The sequence below is a fragment of the Okeania sp. SIO2F4 genome (assembly GCF_010672385.1).
Classification (GTDB): Bacteria; Cyanobacteriota; Cyanobacteriia; order Cyanobacteriales; family Microcoleaceae; genus Trichodesmium.
On the sequence record NZ_JAAHGT010000041.1, the window covers coordinates 1 to 24538 of the forward strand.

The window sequence follows — 24538 nt, forward strand, 5'->3', positions numbered from 1 at the left end:
CGTCGGACAAGAAAGCGCGCACGGGATATGCTGTCGGAAACCATTTTCCCGTAGACATAACGCATGGCACCCGAACCCGTCTTTCTTGCCGTAACGCTCCCGTTCGCGCTTTATGCAGTCATCAGATAACTGTTTTGGCAAATATTCCTCAATAATGGCCAATTCTGCTGCTTCTTGATCTGCTAGTTCCTGACGACCTACTTGAGTATATTGCTCTATAGAATCCCGGCGTTGTTTAGCCAATCTTGCTAATATATCCATTTCTTGAGCTTCTGTCAAAGACTCTTTGCCAGCCGCCCTAGCATTGACTTCCTCCTCTAGAATAACTTTTTTGATGCTACGAACTGTCTCCAGACGTACCTTATCTTTGGCCTTCATCGCAGCTTTAATCTCCTCTGTGATTTTGTCCTTTAAACTCATAATCCTAATTCCGATCGCAATTAACTCTAAAATCATGTCATAAATCATCAGGAAATAAGGGGACAAAAATGGCCATTCAGGTTGAAACCTGCTAAGTCCCTATCTTTTATAGCAGTCGAAGCAAAGGGCCGGGATATTACTAAATGCTGTTTGCAGAGCATTTGGGTGGCAAAAACTCAGTCATAGATTACTTCTGACTTGGCCGTAGCGCCATAATAACCAGTCAAGGCTTTCCGTTAAATCCTTATTTATACTTTTGACTTATTATATTTGACTTTTGTCTTTTAACTGATTAAATAATTATATTATCAGGAAAATAGCATCTGCTTAAGAGATTTTAAATTTTTCAAAGAGTTCTTGAATTTTATTACTAAATGTTTCATAATAATCAGATTAATTCGAGCAAAAATCCTTGATATATTGCTGATGAAATAATCTTTCTGTCGATAAAAATACGGAAGAATATTTTTGGTTTGAGATGATAAGATCACGATGAATAAAGGTGCTACGAGGGCTTGCCGTGATCCGTGCTACTTTACCAATTCAGGCTCCTGTGCCTGCTATTGCTAACGATCATAATCGACTAAGACTTTTTTCAGGATCTGCTAACGTTCCTCTATCTACGGAAGTAGCTAGATACCTAGGCTTAGACCTAGGTCCAATGGTGCGTAAGCGCTTTGCTGATGGAGAACTATATGTTCAAATTCAGGAATCAATTCGGGGTTGTGATGTTTATCTGATTCAGCCTAGTTGTCGTCCAGTTAATGACAACTTGATGGAATTGTTAATAATGGTAGATGCTTGTCGTCGTGCTTCTGCCAGACAAATTACTGCGGTAATTCCTTACTATGGTTATGCTAGGGCAGACCGTAAAACTGCTGGACGAGAGTCAATTACTGCGAAATTAGTGGCCAATTTGATTACTGAGGCGGGAGCTAGTCGCATTCTGGCAATGGATTTGCATTCGGCTCAAATTCAGGGTTATTTTGATATTCCTTTCGATCATGTTTACGGTTTGCCAGTAATTTTAGATTACTTAACAAGTAAGAATTTATCTGATATTGTTGTTGTTTCTCCTGATGTGGGTGGGGTAGCAAGAGCCAGAGCTTTTGCTAAAAAACTAAATGATGCCCCTTTGGCAATTATAGATAAACGTCGCCAAGCTCACAATGTGGCAGAAGTTTTGAATATAATTGGGGATGTTAAGGGCAAAACCGCTGTCCTGGTAGATGACATGATTGATACTGCTGGGACTATTTGTGAAGGTGGGCGACTATTGCGTGAACATGGGGCACGACAAGTTTATGCTTGTGCTACTCATGCTGTATTTTCCCCACCAGCTATTGAGCGTCTTTCCCATGGAATATTTGAAGAGGTGATTGTTACTAATACTATCCCATTTAGTGAGGAACATATCTTTCCTCAGTTAACAGTCCTTTCGGTAGCAAATTTATTGGGTGAGACTATTTGGCGCATTCACGAAGATACTTCAGTTAGTAGTATGTTTCGCTAGATTTGACTATTTTCAGACACTGTATATTTCTTCCCTCTCCATATTTGAAGAGGGAAGAATGATCGGATAAAATCTTTAGGAAGATTTAATAGAGATAAAATTTTTGTGAAGTTGATTGGTTGACAGTAGGGTTTGCTTCGGCAACTCTACTGTTACTGTTTCAGGCATTTTTTGACTTGATGATTTATACCAAATATCAAAACTTTTGCTAAATATCTTTGGTAGTCAGGAGTCAGAAATCAATAATCAGGAGTTAGCAGGAGCGCAGATTCCTTAATAGTTTTGCCGATGATTTTACTGTAATTAGGACTTATATCATGTCCGGATGAACAGTTATAAATTAGGACTCAGGAGAAAGAAATAAGGTATCAGGAGGAGAAGGAGGAGCAAATTTTTTGACCGTGCTATTCAGCTTATTTATATTATACCACTCCGAAAAAGATATAGATTTTTTGCGCATAGTAGGGAACACTTAACACTTAACACTTAACACTTAACAGGTAAGATATTTTTACGAAAAAGGCAGAAAAAATTATTTTTTCTGGTGACTTTTTTTTCTTTAGCTAATATAACTAAAAGGTTTATTTATTTTCCGGAGATGTCTATTTATTTAAACCCCATTTTTAAGAGGGTATCTATAAATAAAAAGTTAAGCCTTGATGTAGGGTTGGTTTTGCTAAGGCAAAGCTTTTTGTTTGTCATTCTGCCTCTTTCAGAGGAATTTCACTAACGCTAACCCATTCATATCGCGGACTGTTAAGGGAGTTATGCGACAGCCGTTTTGCTGTCGCCGACTTGAATTGGCGGGAATAATTTCACAGAATAAAATAATATTTCCCTGCCACTGTAACTCACAGAATAATAGATATTTGAGGTGTTTATCAGATTGATTTTACCGAAAAATTAAGGTTTAAAGTCTCTGTTTTCAAGGAGAAAAAAATTTCCTTTTAAGCAATTCTCTTCTTAAAAAGAAGAGGTAATTATTGATTATTAATTGTTAATTATTGAAAGATTCCTTCTCAGGGCGGGGTATTAAAACTATTGAGGTAATTATATGGCAACTATTGAATCTCAAGACATGACTTTAGAAAAGTTATTTGATGAATTTTATGTCATTCCTGATTATCAGCGCGAGTATGTTTGGGAAGAAAAAGAGGTAAATGAATTTATTCAAGACATCTATGAAGAATTTTCTGAACAAATTCAAAACAGCTATTCTGAGTATTTTATTGGCAGTATAATTGTTTGTAGTCGTGGGGAAAAATTTTATGAAGTAATTGATGGGCAGCAACGCATGACTACTGCTTATTTAGTCCTCTGTTCAATTCGGGATTATCTATTAACTATTAATCCTAATGAACGCATTGAAGCATTAAAAAATAAGATTGCTGCTTTATATACGGATAACTGGGGTAATGACCAGTTTAGACATAGGGTAGAACTACAATATGAGGAAAGTCGAGGAATACTAGAAAATATTGCTCTACAAGTAGATTTAGAGCTTGTTGCTCCTACTCGCTCTGTTAAAAATATTCAGAATGCTTATGCTCAAATTAGAGGTTTTCTTTCCGATCATTTTGAACTAGATGAACTTGCTATTTCTAATCTGAAAAAGTTTTACGCATATTTTGTCAAAAATGTTAAGTTAATTCGAGTCAAAACAGCTAGTGTTTCCCATGCTCTGAAAATATATTCCACTCTCAATCATCGTGGTTTACCCCTAGATGATATGGATTTACTGAAAAATCTTATTTTTGCTAAAGCTAAACAAACAAACTATGATAAAATTAAAGTAAAATGGAAAAATATTATAGATTTGCTCTATCATTCCCAAGAAAAACCAATGCGTTTTTTGCGTTATTTTATATTGGCTAAGTATGCAGAAGATGGGAATTATATTGCTGAAAAAGAAGTCTATGATTGGTTCCTAAAAAATGAATCTCTGTGTGGATATAAAACTGAACCAATTCGGTTTGTGAATAATTTATTTGCCTCAGCTAAAGCTTATGTGGAATTTTTAGCAGGTAATAATATTGATGGAACTGTCAATCGTTATTTAGTAAATATTAGAAATCTTAGTGTAAATGTTAGGCAACATTTAATCTTACTTTTAGCTGTAAATAAATTGCCTCAAGATTGTTTTGTGGCTCTCTGTAGAGAGGTAGAAAATTTATTATTTTTAGCAATGTTGACTAGCGAGCGCAATCAAAAAGCATTTGATGGCATGATTCTTAAGTGGGCAAGTGAATTACGTCAAATTACTTCACAAGAAGATTTTAATCAGTTTATTGCTAACCAAATTATTCCTAACAAACAGCGAGTAGCAGATAAATTTGAAAAGGCATTCCATAAACTGAATAAGTCATCATTCCAGCCATATCAAATTAAATATATTTTGGCAAAATTGACACAATATATAGATGAAACTGCCTGGGGTAGTGTAGCAGGGATTGATGATTTAAGAAATTATATTCTCAAATTAGAATTAGAACAGATTTTGCCAGAAATTCCTACAAAAGAAGTGATTGTAGATTTTGATAAACCTACTGAAATAGCAAATTATAGTAAACGTTTAGGAAATCTGACTCTGTTAGAAAGTTCGATTAAATCTGCTCTTGCTAATGCTAACTTTACTGATAAAAAATTAGGTTATACAAAGTCAAGATTTTTGTTGACTAGAACTATTGCTGAAGAAATTTCTGTTGGAAAAAATACTACTATTGATTTGGCTGTAAAAGATTTAAAGACATTTGAAAAATGGGATTCTCAGGCAATAGAAACTCGCCAAAAAATATTGACTCAATTAGCGAAAAAAGTTTGGGATGTTCCAGAGTAGTCAGTTATCAGTTATTAGTTATCAGTTATCAGTTAACTTCCTGGATTGTAACTGCCTCAATTTTTGCTATTACTAAATAAAGTTTGATCAAAAATATTGGTTTAATTATCATTAAGCTCGTAGTTTTGCTCTAGCCCCTAAAATGTTGGCTTGTAGTTGGAATTTAGCCCCTAAAATGTTTGCTCGTAGTTGGAATTTAGCCCCTAAAATGTTTGCTCGTAGTTTTGCTCTAGCCCCTAAAATGTTTGATGCTGGTGCATAGTAATCCTATAGGAAGTGTGGGAAAAAAATGTATATTCTCACCATTACGGGAGCAGGAGAACCAAATGTTTACATTTAGACTAGAGCAAAACTACAAACATTCTACCCGATTCTTTTCTCCCTAAAAAACCACAAAAGAATCTAAAAAAGCTTTAGCTTCTGGGAAGTCTAAATTTCCATCTTCAGTAATTACTTGTAAACTATATAATATTGGTCCGGTAGGGTCGATATATATTCTTGCCAATGTTTTTAAATCTGGTCTTTCTCGTGACTGGAAAATAATTTCTCTACCTGGAAATCCTTTGTAGTTAATTTTCTTTTCACTAACTATTATAGAATTAGTATTTTGTGCGGCTCCATCTCGCGCTCCATCTAATCCTTTTTCCACATTATATTCGCTAGGTTCGACTGGATATTTAACGTGAGAAACATAAAAAATTCGTTTTTCTTGTGGATATTCGTAGAAGACAAATAAGGTATTTAATTTTCCTAAAGGGGTATTGACAGATAAGTTTTTCTCTTGTGGTTTTTGGGGAAAATAAATTGTATAACTACCGTCTGTAGCCTTGTAGTTATACCAGTTATTGGCAAGATAAATAATATTAGTTTTAGTAAATTCTGATAAAGATTGTGATGATGGGTATAGAATATCTGCTGCATCTAAGTTTGATGCTAAGGGTAGAATTGTAATTATACTAGAAATTCCAATAATTAAGGATAATCTCATTATCTTAAGCTTAAATATTTCAAAGCATTATTAATAAAATTATAATTGGATTTAAAGTTCACATTGTAGGGGCGAATGGCCATTCGCCCCTACCCATTCCATAACGATCAACGGAATTATGTTACTCTAAAGTAAACGGATTTGATATTATTTAAGCGATCGCCAAACCCAACCATAACAGAGACTTTTAGAATTAATTTGTTGGGTTTCGTTTTTTATTTAAAGCGTAATAAATTGTAGGTTGGGTTAAGCGGTAGCGCAACCCAACAAAAACTGTAATTTGTGAGATTAATTTGTTGGGTTTATCCTACGGATAAGCTCCGCTAACGTTCCTCAACCCAACCTACTGCTGAAATACGCTCGTAGTTGGGCTTTAGCCCTAAGAGCAAGATTTAAAGGGCTCAAGCCCTACTACAAACATATCACATAGATTTTTGGAGTTAATTTGTTGGGTTACCCTTCGCGAAGCAAGCTACGTTCCTCAACCCAACCTACTTTTGGTCAAGCTTTACTACAGGATTTTGGTTACGACGATGTGTTTCATCTATTTGAAAAGCGCTGTAAAGCGTAATAAATTGTAGGTTGGGTTAAGCGGTAGCGCAACCCAACAATAACTGCAATTTGTGAGATTAATTTGTTGGGTTTCGTTCCTCAACCCAACCTACTTTTCGTCAAGCTTTACATCTCCTTCTACGTTTCCGAAATAGTATTGAGCATTGGTATTGGTATTCCCATGACCAACTGAAGCAACACCTTCTTTAACTGTGAGTATATTACTAATATTCTCTTGTGCTTCGTGTTTAACTTCCTCCCATCCCCCTTCGGGTAAACCTTTACCCCCACGCAATAACGCTACGGGAAAATCTTCTGTTTGGGAAAAGTCGAATATGGGGGTTTGTTTTTCCCCTAATTGTCGAGCGCTTTCGGGAACGGTTTTGCTCACATGATTCATTAAGTTGGAAACAGTGACAAATTTATCTCCTGGTTTATTGCCTCCACCGTTTAATGCTTCCAGAAAATGTTGTGTGTAAATGCTCATTTCTTGTCGATAATAAGATTGTTCTTCTCCTGTGGATGAGGTGAATACTGCTCGCCCTGTTCCTTTTTTTAAGTCTGCTATTAAGTTTTTCGGGAGGGCGGTTTGATTGAAGTTTTCGGGTAATTCTAGTTCGTCTGTTTCTTTGGCAGTTGCCATTCCTTGGGCGTGACAACTATCTATTATTACTAATAGTTTTTGGGCGGATATTTGCTGGAGGGCGTTGTTAAATTCTGTTGCTGGTAATGCTGTTGATACTGTTTTCTTTCTGTTTCTAGCAACGGTGTCGTGGGGGATTAAGTAATAGTTTTGGGTTAAATCATCTAGCCAACCATGACCGGAATAATAGACTAATATTGTGGCTTCTGGGTCATTTTTTGCTTGTTGTTGGAGCCAGTTTAAGTTGTCTAAAATGTTTTGTTTTGTTGCTTGTTCATTGCAGAGTAGCTGGAGATGATTTTCATCGTCAATATAACCACATAAGTCGGGGTTTGTGAGGAATGATTTGATAGCTTGAACGTCTTTGACTGTGACGGGAAGTGATAAGTAGGAATCTTGGCAGTCGCCGACTCCTATTAGTAGGGCGTAGTTGTGAGAAAGTGTGTTAGACATGGGTAACATGGGTATTTTGGGGATTGGTTTGTAGTATTGAAGGCGTTGTTGGATACTGTTAATAATTTCAATAATTTCATCTATACTTGCTTTAAAAAAGCGATCGCTCTGTAGTTTTTTATTCAACTCAATGATTGTATTTTCAGATCCAAGACAATCCAGAGCATATGCTGCATCCGAACGCACATGATGATCTGAGCTTTTTAGGAGTTGAATTAACCCAGGAATTACAGAAGGTGAGTCGATGTCCAAAAGAATATCCACTGCCCTATAGTAAATATCTGGATCGGTATCTTCGTCTTCTAAAAGTTCAATGAATATGGGAATCATTACTTTATTTAAACTTGTAATAGCTGCTTCCGAGACTATTTTCTTTGAACCATCCGCTACTGTAAACAATAAATCTGTATCATATTTGTTTAAGATTAAGATTTTAATTAAAACTTTAATTGCCAATTCTGAGCCAATTTTACTCAAATCATTTACGACACCCGATATTATATCTATGTATTCTATGTCTTCTGGATATTCGATATCTTGTAGAGGTTTAATTGAACCATGAATAGCAATTTCCGATTCAATAATTTCAGCCAAAGCATCTGCTATGCTAGAAGGGAAAATTGAACTGGAGTATTCGTATTTTAAGAATATCATTAAGCTACGAATAGCACTTTTCGGATCAATTTCATCTTGAGAATATGTGCAACTCATCGGATAATCATAGTCGTAGTCTATGTATTCTGAATGTTTAATTGACTTATAATTCACACTTTTCAAGCGAATTTTTTCTATAAGATATGCTGCAGTTTTACGCAAGTCTGTGTTTGAATGTTCTAAGAGTTTAGTCAACTCAAAAATCACAGTTTCCGAGCCAATTTTACCCAGAGTATTTGCTACAGTTTCACGCACACCAGAATCTGAGTTTTCTAAGAGTTTAATTAACTCCGAAATTGCAGTTTCTGAGCCAATTTTACCCAGAGTATTTGCTACAGTTTCACGCACACCAGAATCTGAGTTTTCTAAGAGTTTAATTAACTCCGGAATTGCTGTTTCTGAGCCAATTTCACCCAGAGCTTCTGCTGCACTCTCACGCACACTATAGTCTGAGTTTTCTAAGAGTTTAATTAGCTCTGGAATTGCTGTTTCGGAACCAATTTCACCCAGAGCTTTTTCTGCACTATAACGCACAAGATAGTCTGAGTCTTCTAGTAGTTTAATTAATCCCGGAACAGCAGTTTTCGAGCGGATTTCACCCAGAGCATCTGCTGCACCTCGACGCACATATTTGTCTGAGTCTTCCAATAATTTAACCAACCCCGGAACAGCAACATCCGACTCCGTTAACCCTGCCAACTCAACTTTCACCAACCCAGGCAACTCTAACCCCTAAACCTCCCCAAACGCCCTCTCCTGAAACTTCCCTTGCACCTCTCCCACCAACCTCGCCCCCAAAAACCAATCTACCTCCAACGCCAACCTTACCACCCGCACCGCTAACCCCTCATCCTCCACCAACCCCAACATCAACGCCACAACTTCCGTCCACTTCAAATAATTCAAATAATCCCACTGCAACTCATAGTCACTCAAACCAGACAACCGCGACAACAACCTTTCCGCCACATAATACTCCTGCAACAACTGATGGCGAAACGAAATCTGACCATCATCTCCCACCTGAATCAAATGATGCTCCAATAAATCCTCCAACCAACGCATCGCACAGTCAGTCGGAGCTTCTACCTCCCCTCGCAAAAACTCCGTCAATACCTCCTCAGCTTTTTGCCGAGAAATAGCAACCATAATCTCAGTTTTCGACTCCCCATTCGTCATCACCCACGCCAACTCCTGCAATAACCTATCCCACCAACGTCGAGAACTTTCATCAACCGGAACATCTTGCTTCAGACGACTACGATAACTCTGAGTAAAACTCCGAAACACCAACCCCAGATTTGCAGGTATTACCTTGTTATAACCAAACACCGAACACAACATCAACAAAAACATCGGAGTTTCCCCCAACTCCCGCAACCTCCCCTGCAACTGCTGCCATAACTTTTCACCCTGTTCAGGCAAATAAGCACAGACAAACTCCTGCATTTGAGATGACCTCAGAGGCTGCATTTCCAACCTTTTCTCAATCCCCAAATCTCCCCCCAGACTCAAATCTCGCGTCGTAAACACCATGGCAGTATTGGGGTAGTCTTGCCGAAACATTCTCACCTGTTGTCGTGCCGCTTCCGATGCCATCTCGTTAAACCCATCGAAGAGGAGCAAAAGGGGAGTGTGGGAGGTGTGGGAGGTGTGGGGAGTGTGGGTAGGGACGTTGCATGCAACGTCCGTACGGGAGGTGTGGGAGGTGTGGGGAGTGAAAGATTCATCCCTTGGTTCAGCAACGCCCAAACATTTACCTTGACGGAGCCAAGTTTCTAGAGTTGCTTTATCTATATTTATGGTGGGGTGGTGTTTGTGGATAAATTTTTGGATTCTGTCAAGTACGGAAGATTGACTGTAGCGCAATTCTATGAGAATAGGAATTTGGCCATTTTCTCCAGACCTAACCTTATCTGCCTCTTCTAATAACAATCTGGCCAAAGCAGTAGATTTTCCCGATCCTGGTCTTCCCACCAATAAAACATGATTGGGGGCATATTTACGCAAACCCTCCAAAACCGTCAACCGTTCAACTTTCTCTTCTGGACGTTCCCTCTGTTTTTCCTCCGCAACAGTTTGTACCATCAAACCCAAATCTAAGAGTGGGGAAATATTTTGCCGTTGCTGAAGAGACTTTTTTCCCGCCACATCAGTCAGAGTGTAAACCTCCCACCATTGGGCGTATTCTCGGCAAATTGATTCTAGATAGGATGTCCACATAAAAGTCAAAAGTCAGAAGTTAGATTTATTTGATTATTCTTACTCTTTGATGCGCTACCGGAAATTATATCTATAAATACCATTTGGACAAAATGTTTGGTAATATTATTAGCTGTTGCCAACTTCTAATCCCTGATTCCTACCTTCTTTTTCAAAATTATAGTTGTAGGTTGGGTTAAGCGTCAGCGCAACCCAACAAAAACCTTGGGTAGTAACTTCCTTCGGCGTAACGGTACGATACTGAAACTCAACAAAGTATTACTGGTGTTGGGTTTCGGTCTCTCAACCCAACCTACGCCTACCTTATATAGTTTTAAATTTATCGCAAAAGCTAAGAATGAAAAAACAAGATAAAACCTTACCTTTAACCTTACTAGGAGCAACCTTCCTAATAATTGTCGGCACTGTCGCTGGCTACATCCTAATCTCTTCCGAAGAAACAGTAGACAATTTGCCCGTGGGTGCCGAGGTTGTCCCCAAGGATGCAATGATGACTTTACATCTTTCTACTGACTCTACTCAATGGGAAAATTTACAACAGTTTGGCACTCCTGAATCAAAAGCTGCTTTGCAAAAGTTGTTGGGGCAGTTGCGCGATCGCTTCCTGACTACTTATGGCTATAATTATCAACGAGATATTCAACCTTGGGTAGGTAAGGAAGTGGCGATCGCTTTTTTGCGCAAGTCTACTCTAGAACCTTCTAACCAAACTACTCCTGACTCTCCACCACCCCCTCCCGCTGAACAAGCAACTATGGTGGTATTGCCTATCACAAATCCAACCGCAGCCAAACAAATTTTAGACAAACCGCGCTCTCCTAAAGCAGGTAAATTAGTTAAACGTACCTACAGAGGTATTGAAATTACAGAAACTGAAGGAGTACCTAACCAAGATATTTCTGTTGCAGCATTGGGAGGAAAATTTTTGGTAGTTACTAATTCTCAAACGGCAATAAACCGAGCGGTCGATATATATAAAGGAGACCAATCTCTGGCAAAAGCACCCGGTTATACGGCAGCGATGGAGAAACTGGAAACTGCCGCACCTTTTGCTCAGGTATATGTGAATATTCCTGTTGCTGCTGCTTATACTTCTAGTAAATCTATGACTCCTGTTTCTGAGGAAAATCTCAAACAACTTGAGGATAACCAGGGAGTGGCAGCAAAAGTAAGTTTAGTTCCCGAAGGTATAGATTTAAAGGCAATTTCTTGGCTCAAACCTAATAGTCAGAAAAAGTTTACCGTAGAAAACAAAGCTACGGAAATGTTAAGTCGAGTTCCTGGAAATGCTTTGATGATGATATCTGGCAGTAATTTACAGCGAATGTGGTCTGATTATGTCAAGGGTGCAGCAGCTAATCCCATCGCTCCCATTAACCCAGATACATTCCGTCAAACTGTGAAGAATGGAACTGGGATGGATTTAGATAAGGAATTCATCAACTGGATGGCAGGAGAATATTCTTTGTCTTTACTACCTATTCCCAAAAGTAAGGATCAGTTACAAAAATTTGCTGCGGGGTTTGTATTTATGGTCAAAGCAAGCGATCGCCGTGCTGCTGAGGAGTCTCTGAAAAAATTAGATGAGGTAATGAAGAAAAAAGAATTTGAGGTAGGTGAAGCTGTTGCTAGCGGAAAACCTGTGGTGAAGTGGACTTCACCTTTTGGTGGTTTTACTGTAATTCGTGGTTGGTTGAATGGGAATGTGGCATTTTTCACGTTGGGAGGGTCTGTGGAAAATCAAATATTGCCTGCACCGACAAATTCTATGGCGGAAAGTGTGGTTTTACAAGAAACTCTACCATTAGAGTCAGAATCTTTTAATGGTAACTTTTTCATTGATATTAGTCGAACTTTCAATCCTCAAAATCTTTCTATTCCCCAGTTACCTGCAAATCAAAAAATTTGGGTAGATGGTATGGAGTCTATTGGGGTGACATCTATTGTTAGTAATAGTCGTACAACCAATTATGATGTGTTTGTGAAATTGAAAAAACAGGAGTTATAAAATTCAAAATTCAAAATTCAAAAGTCAAAAGTTAGAAGTTCATAGTAATCTCTAACATCGAATCTTGCTACAGGTGTATGTAGTAGAGCGACATAGCTAGAATGGTGCGTTACGACGGATTGATAAATCAGTTTTCTAGTCTGAATTTAAGCCGTCTAACGCACCCTACTGGCGTGACACACCTTAAATGGTGCAATAACTGTAGGTTGGGTTGAGGGACCGAAACCCAACAACAATCTTTCTCCCCTACTCCCCTACTCCCCTACTCCCCTACTCCCTAATGCAAAGTTTTAGCTGTGTCGGTCTACTACTCAATTACTAAAAGCAATAGCTGAATGCTTAAATATTAAGCCAATTTTCTAAATCAGTTATGCTATTGAAATCTAAGAACTCTTCTCCCAAATTTTCCAACTCTTCAATAGTCAAATTTTCAATGTTGGTAATTGTTTCTGTATCAATTTCCCCAAAACGCTTTTTCAGTAAACGCATTATTAAGGCGATCGCCTCATCTTGTCTCCCTTCTTCTTTTCCTTCTTGTCTCCCTTCTTGTCTTCCTTCTTCTTTAGCAAAAGTTATTTTTCCTCTTTCATCTTGTAATGCCATTGCCCGATTTTGTGCTATTTCTAATTCTTCTACAGTCATACCTGCTTGATTAGCTAAATTTAAAGCTAATTCTATCTCTGATACTTCTTCTAAACTTGGAGGAATCTCATCAAAACTAGAAGCTTCTTTAAGGAAATAAATCCATTTATCTGCTAAACTTTCTAACTCTGATAGTTTTTTCTTGAACTTGGGTAATTCCACAAATACTAATCGTAATTCCTCATCCAAACATTTAAAATTTTCCGTTTCTTCTTTAAACACAAATTTATTAATAATTTTCTCGGCTTTTTCAAACAGAATGAAATCGGTAATTGTCACAGCTATAACTGGTTTAAGTCTAATATAATTATCAGAAACTTTTAATTGATTAGCATATCCTTTCGCCAGGTTATAAACTACTCGTTTACCAAAACTTGTCATGGATGATACTTGCATTTCAATTACCACAATTTTTCCATCAGCTAAGACTGCTTTTACATCCAAATAAGTTTCTTTTAAAGTTAAAACTTGACCAGGATTATAAGGATTAATAATGGTTAAAGATTGAATGATTTTTTCTCCATCATAAATAATGGCATTGAGGAAACTAATTAAGATATCTTTACTTTCCTCAGAGCCAAAAACTTTTTTGAAGACATAATCTATTTTAGGGCTAATAAATCTCATATTTTTCTTGTCACAAATTTCTCAAATTAAAGTTTTTCACAATACAAACACTATAGCAGATCCAGTCAAAGCGATCGCTCTCTTCTAGGTAATACCAATTAAAAAAAAGAATGCTATAGTTATGTGAAACTTCAACTATTAAGTAATTAACATAGCTAGAATAAATTTTTTGCTCATTATTATCCAGGAGCGTATGAATTCTTCACATTTTTACTTCTCCCCCACTCCCCTACTCCCCTACTCCCAGGCTCAAGATAGCTGATAGCTGAATGCTAACTGCTGAATGCTTAAGCAGGATAATCGGCAAAAATTTATTGGTAGTCCTGCATAGTAATGGTGAAAATATACATTTTTTTTCACACCCCTCACACTCTCCACACTTCCCACACCCCCAACACTCCCTAAACCATTACTATGCACCAGCAAAAATTTATTTATTAGCCCCTCTAAAATTTTGCCTTAATAATCTAATACTGCAACTTCCAAATAACTAGAAATTTCCCGACAATAATTATTACATAATTGCGACATTCGGAAATCTTCATTACGAGGATAGGTCGCATCTATTTTAACATCTGCTACTACTCTACCAGGGCGGGCAGCCATAACAATTACTCTTTGGGATAAATACACTGCTTCATAAATATTATGAGTCACAAAAACTACAGTCCAATTTCGTTTTTGCCACACATCTAATAGATCGCTATTTAACTTACTACGAGTCATTTCATCCAAAGCACCAAAAGGTTCATCCATCAAAACAATTCTTGGCTGAGTTACCAACGCCCTAGCAATAGAAACCCGCATTTTCATTCCACCCGATAATTGTCGTGGATAAGAACGTTCAAAACTATCTAATCCCACTAAATTAATTGCTTCTTGGACAATTGTGCGAGATTCTCTGAGAGATTTTCCTGTTAATTTTAGAGGTAAATGTACATTATCAATAACATGAGACCAAGGCATTAAAGCTGGTTCTTGAAAGACAAAAGCTAACTCATTTTTATGAGTATTTATATTTGATTCAATTTTGCCTGAAGTAACTTCACTTAATTTGGCTATTAATCGCAATACTGTGCTTTTTCCACAACCAGAAGGTCCGACGAGAGTTACAAATTCTCCTTGATTAATTGTCAAGTTCATGTCTTGCAAAGCAACAGTACCATTAGCATAAATTTTATTGACATGATTACAGGAAATAGCTGTTTGATTGTTCATTTTTATTGTTAATATTGATGTTAATTGATTAGTACAATTACCATGTTATACCAATTTAATAAATGCTTACTACAAATACTATGGTTTTTTTTAGGAGTAGTAGGGGCGATTTCCTACGGAATGCTGCCTCTTGCAGAGGAGCTTTGCTAACGCAAACGCAAATCGCCCCTACTTCGATGCCATTGATCAGTTCATAACTTATCTTATTAGTCAAAGAAGCATATTCTGTAGAGTCTTTTTATTACCGAGAAATTGTGGTCTCTTGCCTCCCCTTGGATAGGGGAGGCAAGAGACCAGAATTATTTAATTATTAATAATTAATAATTCTGTAAAAGCAATTGAGAAATAGAGATAAAATTAAAAATTACTGCCAAAGTAAGTCTCTTTAAGCTTAAAAGGAATTATTCATTATTTGCTGTTAACGCATTTCCTCCGCAGGAGGCTAGCTGACTGCGAAGATATGAATGCTTACGTCGGAATAATGTCAAAGTTCATATCTATTGAAAAAAACCGAATGAACTACTTGACTCTCCAGTTAACTAGAGACTTTATTATAGAAATATTAGTTTTAATTTCTCTTCCTAGTCATCAGGAGGCAATTATGGAAATAACATATTTAGAACTAAAAGGTATGAGTTGTGCTGCCTGTGCTAATAAAATTCAAAAAGCTATTGAAAATTTAGCTGGTGTAGCAGAATGTCAAGTTAATTTTGCTATGGCACAAGCAACTGTTAAGTATAATTCCCACAAAACAAATTTACACAAAATTCAACAATCTGTAACAGATATTGGCTTTGAAGCTAAAGCACTTCAGGAAACAATAAATCTGGCAGAAAAAGACAGAGAAAATCGCCGAATAGAACGACAAATGATAAATAAAGTACTTGTCGGCGGTATTATTAGTGGAATTTTAATTATTGGTTCGTTGCCGATGATGACCGGATTAAATATTCCCTGGATACCAATGTGGTTACATAACTCCTGGCTACAATTAGTCTTAACTACTCCTGTAATGTTTTGGTGCGGTAAATCATTTTTTCTTGGTGCTGGAAAAGGATTAAAAAATTGTTCCGCAGATATGAATACTTTAGTTGCTTTAGGTACCGGAGCAGCTTATTTATATTCTTTATTTCCGACATTTTTTCCAGATTTTTTTACCAGACAAGGATTAAATCCAGATGTTTATTATGAAGCAGCAGCGGTAATTATTACTCTAATTTTATTAGGCAGACTGCTCGAACATCGCGCCAGAAAACAGACATCAGCAGCTATTCAAAAATTGATGGGTTTGCAGGCAAAAACTGCTAGAGTTATTAGAGAGGAAAAAGAAATAGATATTCCCATTGAACAAGTAAAAATTGGTGATTTGATTGTAGTGCGTCCTGGGGAAAAAATTCCTGTGGATGGGGTAATAAAAGAAGGTAATTCCACAGTTGATGAATCGATGGTTACTGGTGAAAGTTTACCTGTAGAAAAACAATCGGGAGATGAAGTTATTGGCGCAACAATTAATAAAACTGGTAGTTTTAAATTTGAGGCTGCCAGAGTCGGAAAAGATACAGTATTAGCCCAAATAATTAAATTAGTTCAACAAGCACAAAATTCAAAAGCACCAATTCAAAAATTAGCAGATAGAGTAATTTATTGGTTCGTTCCTGTTGTTATGGGGATAGCGATCGCTACTTTCCTTATCTGGATTAATCTGACTGGCAATTTAACAATGTCGTTAATTACAACAGTCAGTGTATTAATCATTGCTTGTCCTTGTGCTTTGGGATTAGCTACTCCTACTTCTGTCATGGTAGGAACTGGAAAAGGTGCAGAAAATGGCATCTTAATTAAAGGTGCAGATAGTTTAGAAATTGCTCATAAAATTCAGACAATTATTTTGGATAAAACAGGCACGCTTACCCAAGGAAAACCCAAAGTTACTAACTATATAACTACTCAAGGAACTGCCAATGAAAACGAAATTAAATTGTTGAAAATAGCAGCAGCAGTTGAACGGAAATCAGAACATCCTTTGGCAGAAGCAATTGTTGAATATGCTCAAGCTCAAGGGGTAGAATTTCCTTTAGCAGAACCAGAAAAATTTGAGGCAATTTCAGGAATGGGAGTACAAGGAATTGTCTCAGATAGATTAGTACAAATTGGTACTTCTCGTTGGATGAATGAATTAGGAATTAATATTACTAATTTGCCAAGTCATCAAAATAAATTAGAAGCGGATGGAAAAACTACTGCTTGGATAGCAATTGATGGTAAAATTGAGGGAATATTTGGCATAGCTGATACTTTAAAACCATCCTCAAAAAATGTAGTTCAAACATTACAAAAAATGGGAATAGAAGTTGTAATGTTAACAGGAGATAATCGGCAAACAGCCGAAGCTATTGCTGCCGAAGTTGGCATTAGTAGAATATTTGCTGAAGTGCTGCCAGACCAAAAAGCTGAAACTGTAAAAAATCTGCAATTAGAAAAGAAAAAAAGGAGAGATAACCATCAAATTGTCGCCATGGTAGGAGATGGAATTAACGATGCTCCAGCATTAGCTCAAGCAGATGTCGGAATAGCAATTGGAACAGGTACAGACGTAGCGATCGCTGCTAGCGATATTACCTTAATTTCTGGAGATTTAACTGGCATTATTACGGCAATTAAATTGAGTCGTGCGACGATGAACAATATTCGTCAAAATCTGTTTTTTGCCTTCATTTATAACACTTTAGGAATTCCTATTGCTGCCGGTATTTTGTATCCTTTAACTGGTTGGTTATTAAATCCAATTATTGCAGGTGGAGCGATGGCATTTAGTTCCGTTTCTGTAGTGACAAATGCTTTACGTTTAAGGAAATTTAAACTATCAGATTTTAGCATTTCCGTGCCGGAATGCGGAGCAAACAGCTAGCCTTCTGAGTCATTTTCCTCTCGCGTAGCGAAACAGCTTTTAGTAGCTCCGGTTAATCCCTGGAACTATTGTGCCAGATACTCTAGGAGGAATTAAATTTTCCTTCGTTGCTGTCTCGTCAGCGTCGGGAGTATGTCTATTATTGACATACTCCTGAAAAAGAATAGACTTCTTGCTGTTAGAGGCACTATTGCTACAGGGAATAGGCAACAGGGAATAGATTTTTAGGAAAAAGGTACAAAAAAGGATTTTTGTTGGTAAATTTGGCTTGATTCAGCTAGTTTTATGCAATGATTTAAGTCCCATTATTTATTTTCTGGAGATATCTAATAGGAATACCCCGCCGTCTACACGGTCTTTACAATAATTGGTTGGGGTTTGAGTCCCCATCCACTTTTTGCTTCTTCAACGAAATTCCAGTTTGTATATTATATTATTGAGATTTAATTGGCACAAAAACTTTTAAGCTATTAGGAATACAATTAATTTCTACAGGAGTATTTCCGATAATTTCTCCATCTAAAACAACTTTTTGCACTGGATATGTAGAAATTTTTAGGTACTTTGTTTGAAAATAATGAAGGTCATCTCGCTCTACAGGACTACCTTCAAAAGATGTTTTGAGCAGATGATAAGAAGCACTAATTGCACCCCTTCTAGTCTTAGGTGCTACTATAGTCACATCTAATAGTCCATCATCATAAACAATTCCTGCTGGACCTTGAGCTAACAAAGAGGTTGGAGGAGCAGCATTTGCTACAGTAATAGCTGCGACATTAGTAGTAAATTTGTCATTATCTGTTTCTATCTTAACTTCAAAAGTATTAAACTCCCATAGTTTTCGGACTCCATAAATAAAATAAGCCAAAGATCCTAACTGGTCTTTTGCTTCTCTAGAAGTGCTGTCTACCGTCTCTGCTTCCCAACCAATTCCTGATAGTAATACCATTGGTTTTTGATGGCATAGGGCCGTATCGATGGAATGAGTTTTCCCTTCTAGTATTGTGAAGCAAGCTGCTTCAATAGTTGTAGGAATTTCCAGAGCTAGAGATAAAGCATTGGCAGTACCACGGGGAATTATTCCTAGAGGAATATCAGTTCCTATTACTGCGGAGGCAGCAGCGGAAACTGTGCCATCACCGCCAGAAACGATAATACATTCTACTCCTTTTTCAACTGCTGCCTGAGCTAGTTGGCCAGCATTAACTTCTGGGGTAGTTAACTTTAGGTCTAAGTCAAATTCAGGGGACAATAGCACATCAATATTTTGTAAATCTATTTCCGCATCATTTTGACCAGCTACTGGATTAAAAATGAGACAGGCCGAACGAGTCATATTTTCTCTAATAAATTACCGTTTAAATTACCGTTCAATGAAAATATAAATAAATATTCTGATTAAATTTTAGTACAACCATCGAAGATTTGTTGATAAGCTTTCTGAATTTCTGGATTTGTCACAGTAACTTCTACTCGTACTTTAGTACAGCCATTCTGTAGTGCAGATAAGACATCACTCGCAACACTAGGAGATATAAATTCGCCACTAACAATATATTCTGATGAAGAGCTATCATTAGTATCTACTTGATTTCCTGATACCGAAACCTCCCCTTCTGTTAAATCAATTTCTCCAAGTTTTTTGGTTTCTTCTCCTATATTTACTTGTTCAATAATTAACTTTTCCTTTCTGATCGGAACCTCAACAATTTTAGTTTCTACTTCTTTGCGAACTACAACTTCTCCTACTTTTTTTTTGCTCCGGTCAACCACTAATTTTTCTTCTAGTAAAGGAATTTTTTCTTGTGCTTCATTTTCATTGGCCATTTTTCAACTCTACTCCTATGAAAAATTAAAAATTATTTGTAAATAGAAGGTTGAGTCACAATATGTAATGACCCAACCAGTTCGATCTATTTAAGTTTATTGATATAAATTAACTCAGTCAAAAATTTAACGATTATTTTTCACAACAGGTTGGCCCTTAGTATCAATATCTAATTCTTCACGACGTACTTTTTCTTGTGCAGATACTTCATCGCGTTCAACTTCTGTGCGGACAGTCACTTCTTCGCTTACAAAAGTCTTTTTATCAATGCTTGCAGACTCTTCATATACTTCCACGCGAGCTACTTCTCCTTCATTGAAGTTAGCTTCACCTGGCTTAACTTCTACTGCACTACCAGGAGTGCTGCGCTCAATAACTACCCGATCTTTTTCTATGGGTACAGAAACTTTGGCAGTGTCAGTTTCTATTTTCTTACCAACTACTACTTCACCAGTTTTTTGACGGTCTTTGCTTGCTATTAGACGCTCTTCGTACAATCTCAAACGTTGTTGATTTCCTTCATTAACTTGGTACATTTCTGCTTCATTATCGTAGTCGTAGGTATCAGCAGTATAACTATGCTTGCTAGTAGCTGGAGCACGATAAACATTTCTGACTTCTTCTTCGTAGTCATAGTCAACTACCATATCATCATCATATTTAGGCAAGTTTTCAGCCTGGTCTTTGGTGAAGCCAATAGTATAGATACGTTCGCGGTCGTAATCAATTTTTGCACGACCTGTAGGTAATAATACTTTCTTGCCAAAAATCCAGAACCCTGTATCAATTATAAGATAGCGAAAGCGACCGCGTTCATCCACCAGAGCATCATAAATATCACCTACTTTATCTTCTGATTCTGCTGTATATACACTATATTTCTTGATGTCTTCCCCACCAAATATCTGTTCTTTATAGTTAGGATAAATATCTGTCATTTTAGCTAAAGGCATATTAACTATCTCCTTATTTAATTCTTTCTTTTGCTTTATACTTCAATCCTATAAATTTTATTAAAAATATTCATCTTCCTTTTGATAGATAATTTAAATCAAATTATTTTTATAAATAAAGCTAATTAAATAAATTAGATTAATATATTATTAATATTGATAAAAAAAAGTATCTTCCCTCAGACAGAGGTTATTTCTCTAAACTGATTTAGCAAAAATACATCAATAGACAGATGGAAATTAGTCAATAAATAATATTATAATAAATATAATTAGTAATAGCAAAAATTAATTACAGTATAAATAGATGATTAACACTACAACTCCCGTAATCACAAACAAGCGCGCCATAGGAATATTTGATAACTATGACAACATGGAAAAAGCACTCTATGAACTCAAAGATGCTAAATTTAATATGGATAAAGTCTCAATTATTACCAGAGACCCTAAAGGCGAACATGAAATCACTCCTGCTGAACTGAAAGAGGAACATGATATAGGTAATAAAGCACCTGAAGGAGCAACTACAGGAGCTGTTGCTGGTGGTGCATTAGGAGGGTTAACAGGTTTACTTGTTGGTTTAGGTGCTCTAGCTATCCCTGGTGTTGGCCCGATTTTATTGGCTGGCATGGAAGCAACTGCCCTCGCCACCACACTATCGGGTGGTGCTATTGGTGCTGCAGTTGGAGGTTTAGTTGGTGCTCTAGTAGGGTTAGGTATTCCTGAAGATAAGGCTATACATTACAGCAAACAGGTAGGCAATGGTAACTATTTAATTATGGTAACAGGTACAGAAGCAGAAATTAACCACGCTTATGGCATTCTACACAAACGCAACGTTAAAGAGTGGGCTATTTATGATATTCCTGCAAAAGTAACTACTACAGATAAATAGATCTGATTTATTGCAACGAAGCGATCGAAAAAGTAATTTATTGAGGTGAAATATATTATATATATGAAAAACTTAACATCTTTGCTATTAGGCAGCGTATTACTACTTGGAGCAGTGGGTTGTGAAACAGCTAAAACAAGTGCGGATGCTCCAGATAATCTCAATGATGAAGCGGAAAATGTTAATACAGTAGAAGAAACTTTAGAAGATGCAAACAGTAATACTCGTCAAGCTCAATTAAGTTCAGATATTAGAGCTAGAGAGCAACGAAATGAAGTATTTGGTAATGAACAAGAAAGAGCAGATACCGATATCATTAGTGAAGTTCGTGCCAAACTCGAAGCCAATATTCCCAGGTCTAAGTTAGTTGTAACTGCTGAAGATGGCAAAGTCAACATTGCTGGTACAGTTACCAATCAAAAAGAATATGAAACTATAGAGCCGTTAGCAAAGGAAATTAAAGGTGTTGAAGCAGTAAGTATGGATGTCAAAATCGTATCTCCAGAGCAGTCTTAGAGAGTGAATGCACAAGTAAAGATTAAGACAGCGTATTGGCTTAATCTTCGATATGTTCGGTGGGTTAAGGCTCCCAGTTAAGATTTTACTTCGCCACTCATAAGTATTGCCGCCTAACCCACCCTACCTAAGCCTCTAGCTTAAATCCTACTGTTTTCCGATTGACATTCTAGAATTTATAGGAATTGAAGTAGCACTCAGCACTCAGCTAGCCTCTTTCAGAGGAGCTGCCTCTTACAGAGGAGCTTCGCTAACGCTAACAGCAGTCAGCTTATTCAAGGTGTATAATGGGGGATTCTTTCCCCCCCACGCCAAGCGCACCACTAAATTTTTCGCTCCTCTTGTGGGGGACCGTTACCCTCGAATTGAAGAGCGCTCCAGCTAAATGCGCTCAAGCTGATAGCTAGTTAAAAACTCTAGTCTGACCATCTTTTTGAAAGGCAAACACATCAAAAGATTGTTTGCGATCGCCTATTTCCATACCAGGAGTACCAATAGGCATTCCCGGAACGCTAATTCCAGCAATATTTGGTTTCTGGGCAATTAAACGTTTAACATCTGTTGCCGGGATATGACCCTCTACAAGATAACCAGCAATTTCACTTGTGTGGCAAGATGTCAAATCTGAAGGCAAATTATATTTCTGGCGAATAGTTTGAATTTCTGACTCAGGTTTGACAATATCAGTTACCTGAAAACCATTTTGCTGAATATGTTCCACCCAACCCTTACAACATCCGCAAGTAGGAGTACGGTAAATTGAGTCGTGCGACGATGAAAAATATTCGTCAAAATCTGTTTTTAGCCTTCATTTATAACACTTTAGGTATTCCTATTGCTGCGGGAATTTTGTATCCTTTAACTGGTTGGTTATTAAATCCAATTATTGCGGGTGGAGCGATGGCATTTATAGCGCTACTTGAATCGGGAATAGGGAATAGGTATGGAGGGAATAGTAAACTGTTAAAGGGTTTCAGGATGCGCGAAATGTCAAGAGCCTTAATGCGTAGCGCTATAGTTCCGTTTCTGTAGTGACAAATGCTTTACGTTTAAGGAAATTTAAACCTCAATAAAGTAGAGTAATAACTGATAATTAATAATTATCCATAGTAGGGGCGGGTTTCAGCTAGAATTTTCATGGTTACTCTAAGATTTATATAAACCCGCCCCTAGGACGGTGGATTATATCATTGGGGGCGGGTTTATCTGACTCAATGTGAAAACTCGTTGTACGGACGTTGCATGCAACGTCCCTATGGTGAAACCCGCCCCTACGGAGCCTAATTCTCTAATGCACTATTTTAGATGAAACAATTGAGTAGAGTGCATTAGACGAGTATAATCCAAGGGTTAAAAGGCATTTAACAATCCGTCTTCATTAATGCATAATTGATAATGGATAATTACCTCAAGAAAAACTGTAACGGAATATGTATAAGGAAATATCCTAGCACTTTTTTTTCCTTGAAAATGTCGGCTTTTAACCTGAATTATTTAATTAATAATTATTAAGATTTGGTAATGTTTGATCTAAGAGGGTTTGGAGACCAAACCCCTACAGTTTTTTGTGACAAATAATTTAGGATTGCTATATGCTATAATTATAGCCGTTGCTGCTGATATATGGGTATCAATAGATGGCTAAAATCTATAAACCTCATTCAGAATTTAGCAAAATTAAACATTCATCTAGTAACGCCAAATCATACTTTCTTTGAGGTTTAGGATGAGTCAAACAGGCAATTTATTAAAACAAAAGAAACAAGAAAAAAAATAAGTTCAGGAAATAATTGAAGAATATAAAAAAGGGGAGCGAAATTTTAGCAACTTGGACTTGAGAGGTCAATCTTTTGCTGGATATAATCTATCAGGAGCTAACTTTACTAGCTGCAACCTAAGAAGAGCTAATTTTACCGGATGCGATCTAAAAGGAACAAATTTTAGAAAAGCAAGACTGGCAAAAGCTATATTACATGATATTAAAGCTGGAAGTGAAAACGATCATACAACATATACCTGGTTTTTCGCCTTCTTGCTTTTTGCAGCAAGTCTGACTATTTTTGCAATTTCTTTATTGGTTTTTTCTAGGGAAGGTGAAGTAGATTTAATCAATGAAAATGCTAATAGTTTTTTCTCATTAGCGCTCCTTGTACCTATCGGTTATTTCATCCACTTGTCTAACAGTCAGGGCAATATTGCTCTGTTTTTTTGGGTATTAGGAATATTGGATTTTTGCCTGAAAACTTTGAATGAACCTGTATCGGGAATCTTGGGGAATATATTGTTTTGGGGATTGGCAGTTTCTCTGCTTTCCCCACTTTATCAGTTTTGGGTGAGTAAGTCTTGGAGGAGTTTGGGAAAATTATTTGAGAATTTTCCTGTTTTGATACTCTTGAGCTTTTTGTCTGTTTGTTGTGTGGTTATTTCATTTTCATCTATCGACCTACTGGACTTACTAAAGCCACTAGGCCAACTAGACCCACTAGACTTAGTGAATGAAAGCAACTGGTTATTAATCCTCAGCTTGATAACATTTAATGTGCCAGTTATACCTTTGCTATTTTTATCACTTGCAGCTTACTCAACTCTATTTGATGCAAATAGTAGAGAAACTTATAGCAATATCTTCAAAGCTTTTTTCCGACTAGGACTTTCTGG

General features: G+C 37.0%; 17 protein-coding genes and 1 pseudogene. 8 read left to right on the top strand and 10 right to left on the bottom strand.

Annotation, left to right across the window (positions count from 1 at the left end; translation table 11 throughout):
- Window positions 1-420, bottom strand: a 420-nt coding sequence (locus F6K22_RS04750; RefSeq protein WP_293093938.1) for a GatB/YqeY domain-containing protein, incomplete at its 3' end; no start/stop codon positions are given.
- A gap of 520 nt (window positions 421-940) precedes the next feature.
- Between F6K22_RS04750 and F6K22_RS04755 the strand changes: the two genes are divergently transcribed.
- Both F6K22_RS04755 and F6K22_RS04760 read left to right on the top strand, forming a co-directional pair.
- Window positions 941-1933 (top strand): ribose-phosphate pyrophosphokinase, encoded by a 993-nt coding sequence (locus F6K22_RS04755; protein ID WP_293093977.1) that lies wholly within the window; start codon window positions 941-943, stop codon window positions 1931-1933.
- Window positions 1934-2987: 1054 nt separating this feature from the next.
- A complete protein-coding gene (locus F6K22_RS04760) occupies window positions 2988-4769 on the top strand; it encodes a DUF262 domain-containing protein (RefSeq protein WP_293093941.1) in 1782 nt (593 codons plus the stop codon).
- 382 nt (window positions 4770-5151) lie between these two features.
- Here F6K22_RS04760 and F6K22_RS04765 read toward each other — a convergent pair whose 3' ends face one another.
- The 3 genes from F6K22_RS04765 to F6K22_RS04775 all read right to left on the bottom strand — a co-directional run bounded on the left by F6K22_RS04765 (window position 5152) and on the right by F6K22_RS04775 (window position 10282).
- Complete coding sequence (locus tag F6K22_RS04765; protein ID WP_293093943.1) at window positions 5152-5757, bottom strand: hypothetical protein; 606 nt, start codon at window positions 5755-5757, stop codon at window positions 5152-5154.
- 661 nt (window positions 5758-6418) lie between these two features.
- A complete protein-coding gene (locus tag F6K22_RS04770) occupies window positions 6419-8770 on the bottom strand; it encodes a HEAT repeat domain-containing protein (RefSeq protein ID WP_293093979.1) in 2352 nt (783 codons plus the stop codon).
- A gap of 21 nt (window positions 8771-8791) precedes the next feature.
- Entirely contained in the window at window positions 8792-10282 is a 1491-nt protein-coding gene (locus F6K22_RS04775; protein ID WP_293093982.1) for an NACHT domain-containing protein, read from the bottom strand.
- Window positions 10283-10619: 337 nt separating this feature from the next.
- Here F6K22_RS04775 and F6K22_RS04780 point away from each other — a divergent pair, with 337 nt between their 5' ends.
- Window positions 10620-12290 (top strand): DUF3352 domain-containing protein, encoded by a 1671-nt coding sequence (locus tag F6K22_RS04780; RefSeq protein WP_293093945.1) that lies wholly within the window; start codon window positions 10620-10622, stop codon window positions 12288-12290.
- 339 nt (window positions 12291-12629) lie between these two features.
- On the opposite strand, the gene F6K22_RS04785 is transcribed toward F6K22_RS04780, so the two are convergent.
- Both F6K22_RS04785 and F6K22_RS04790 read right to left on the bottom strand, forming a co-directional pair.
- Window positions 12630-13559, bottom strand: coding sequence for an Rpn family recombination-promoting nuclease/putative transposase (locus F6K22_RS04785; RefSeq protein ID WP_293093948.1), 930 nt, complete (start codon window positions 13557-13559; stop codon window positions 12630-12632).
- Between the two features lie 459 nt (window positions 13560-14018).
- Window positions 14019-14777 (bottom strand): ABC transporter ATP-binding protein, encoded by a 759-nt coding sequence (locus F6K22_RS04790; protein WP_293093951.1) that lies wholly within the window; start codon window positions 14775-14777, stop codon window positions 14019-14021.
- Window positions 14778-15378: 601 nt separating this feature from the next.
- On the opposite strand from F6K22_RS04790, the gene F6K22_RS04795 reads away from it, so the two are divergent.
- On the top strand, window positions 15379-17685 hold the full coding sequence (locus F6K22_RS04795) for a heavy metal translocating P-type ATPase (RefSeq protein ID WP_293093984.1): 2307 nt from the start codon (window positions 15379-15381) through the stop codon (window positions 17683-17685).
- Window positions 17686-18118: 433 nt separating this feature from the next.
- On the opposite strand, the gene F6K22_RS04800 is transcribed toward F6K22_RS04795, so the two are convergent.
- The 3 genes from F6K22_RS04800 to F6K22_RS04810 all read right to left on the bottom strand — a co-directional run bounded on the left by F6K22_RS04800 (window position 18119) and on the right by F6K22_RS04810 (window position 20466).
- On the bottom strand, window positions 18119-19021 hold the full coding sequence (locus tag F6K22_RS04800) for a YegS/Rv2252/BmrU family lipid kinase (RefSeq protein ID WP_293093954.1): 903 nt from the start codon (window positions 19019-19021) through the stop codon (window positions 18119-18121).
- Window positions 19022-19083: 62 nt separating this feature from the next.
- A complete protein-coding gene (locus F6K22_RS04805) occupies window positions 19084-19512 on the bottom strand; it encodes a DUF2382 domain-containing protein (RefSeq protein ID WP_293093956.1) in 429 nt (142 codons plus the stop codon).
- 126 nt (window positions 19513-19638) lie between these two features.
- Window positions 19639-20466: a DUF2382 domain-containing protein gene (locus F6K22_RS04810; protein WP_293093959.1), complete on the bottom strand. Its 828-nt coding sequence runs from the start codon at window positions 20464-20466 to the stop codon at window positions 19639-19641.
- A gap of 307 nt (window positions 20467-20773) precedes the next feature.
- Between F6K22_RS04810 and F6K22_RS04815 the strand changes: the two genes are divergently transcribed.
- Complete coding sequence (locus F6K22_RS04815) at window positions 20774-21364, top strand: hypothetical protein (protein ID WP_293093962.1); 591 nt, start codon at window positions 20774-20776, stop codon at window positions 21362-21364.
- A 63-nt stretch (window positions 21365-21427) separates the two neighbouring features.
- Window positions 21428-21880: a BON domain-containing protein gene (locus F6K22_RS04820; RefSeq protein WP_293093965.1), complete on the top strand. Its 453-nt coding sequence runs from the start codon at window positions 21428-21430 to the stop codon at window positions 21878-21880.
- Window positions 21881-22283: 403 nt separating this feature from the next.
- Here the strand turns inward: F6K22_RS04820 and F6K22_RS04825 are convergent, their stop codons facing one another.
- The gene (locus tag F6K22_RS04825) at window positions 22284-22601 is read right to left on the bottom strand and encodes a DUF411 domain-containing protein (protein ID WP_293093968.1); all 318 of its coding nucleotides are present in this window, start codon (window positions 22599-22601) and stop codon (window positions 22284-22286) included.
- A gap of 35 nt (window positions 22602-22636) precedes the next feature.
- Between F6K22_RS04825 and F6K22_RS04830 the strand changes: the two are divergent.
- Window positions 22637-22912: pseudogene (locus tag F6K22_RS04830) on the top strand (hypothetical protein); the annotation flags it as partial.
- An 802-nt stretch (window positions 22913-23714) separates the two neighbouring features.
- The coding region (locus F6K22_RS04835) for a pentapeptide repeat-containing protein (RefSeq protein ID WP_293093974.1) at window positions 23715-24538 on the top strand (824 nt) is incomplete at its 3' end.

Bases quoted from the DNA above. Each gene is read 5' to 3' on its own strand.
- F6K22_RS04760 (WP_293093941.1), top strand. From the start codon at position 2,988: ATGGCAACTATTGAATCTCAAGACATGACTTTAGAAAAGTTATTTGAT.
- F6K22_RS04765 (WP_293093943.1), bottom strand. From the start codon at position 5,757: ATGAGATTATCCTTAATTATTGGAATTTCTAGTATAATTACAATTCTA.
- F6K22_RS04775 (WP_293093982.1), bottom strand. From the start codon at position 10,282: ATGTGGACATCCTATCTAGAATCAATTTGCCGAGAATACGCCCAATGG.
- F6K22_RS04780 (WP_293093945.1), top strand. From the start codon at position 10,620: ATGAAAAAACAAGATAAAACCTTACCTTTAACCTTACTAGGAGCAACC.
- F6K22_RS04785 (WP_293093948.1), bottom strand. From the start codon at position 13,559: ATGAGATTTATTAGCCCTAAAATAGATTATGTCTTCAAAAAAGTTTTT.
- F6K22_RS04790 (WP_293093951.1), bottom strand. From the start codon at position 14,777: ATGAACAATCAAACAGCTATTTCCTGTAATCATGTCAATAAAATTTAT.
- F6K22_RS04795 (WP_293093984.1), top strand. From the start codon at position 15,379: ATGGAAATAACATATTTAGAACTAAAAGGTATGAGTTGTGCTGCCTGT.
- F6K22_RS04800 (WP_293093954.1), bottom strand. From the start codon at position 19,021: ATGACTCGTTCGGCCTGTCTCATTTTTAATCCAGTAGCTGGTCAAAAT.
- F6K22_RS04805 (WP_293093956.1), bottom strand. From the start codon at position 19,512: ATGGCCAATGAAAATGAAGCACAAGAAAAAATTCCTTTACTAGAAGAA.
- F6K22_RS04810 (WP_293093959.1), bottom strand. From the start codon at position 20,466: ATGCCTTTAGCTAAAATGACAGATATTTATCCTAACTATAAAGAACAG.
- F6K22_RS04815 (WP_293093962.1), top strand. From the start codon at position 20,774: ATGATTAACACTACAACTCCCGTAATCACAAACAAGCGCGCCATAGGA.
- F6K22_RS04820 (WP_293093965.1), top strand. From the start codon at position 21,428: ATGAAAAACTTAACATCTTTGCTATTAGGCAGCGTATTACTACTTGGA.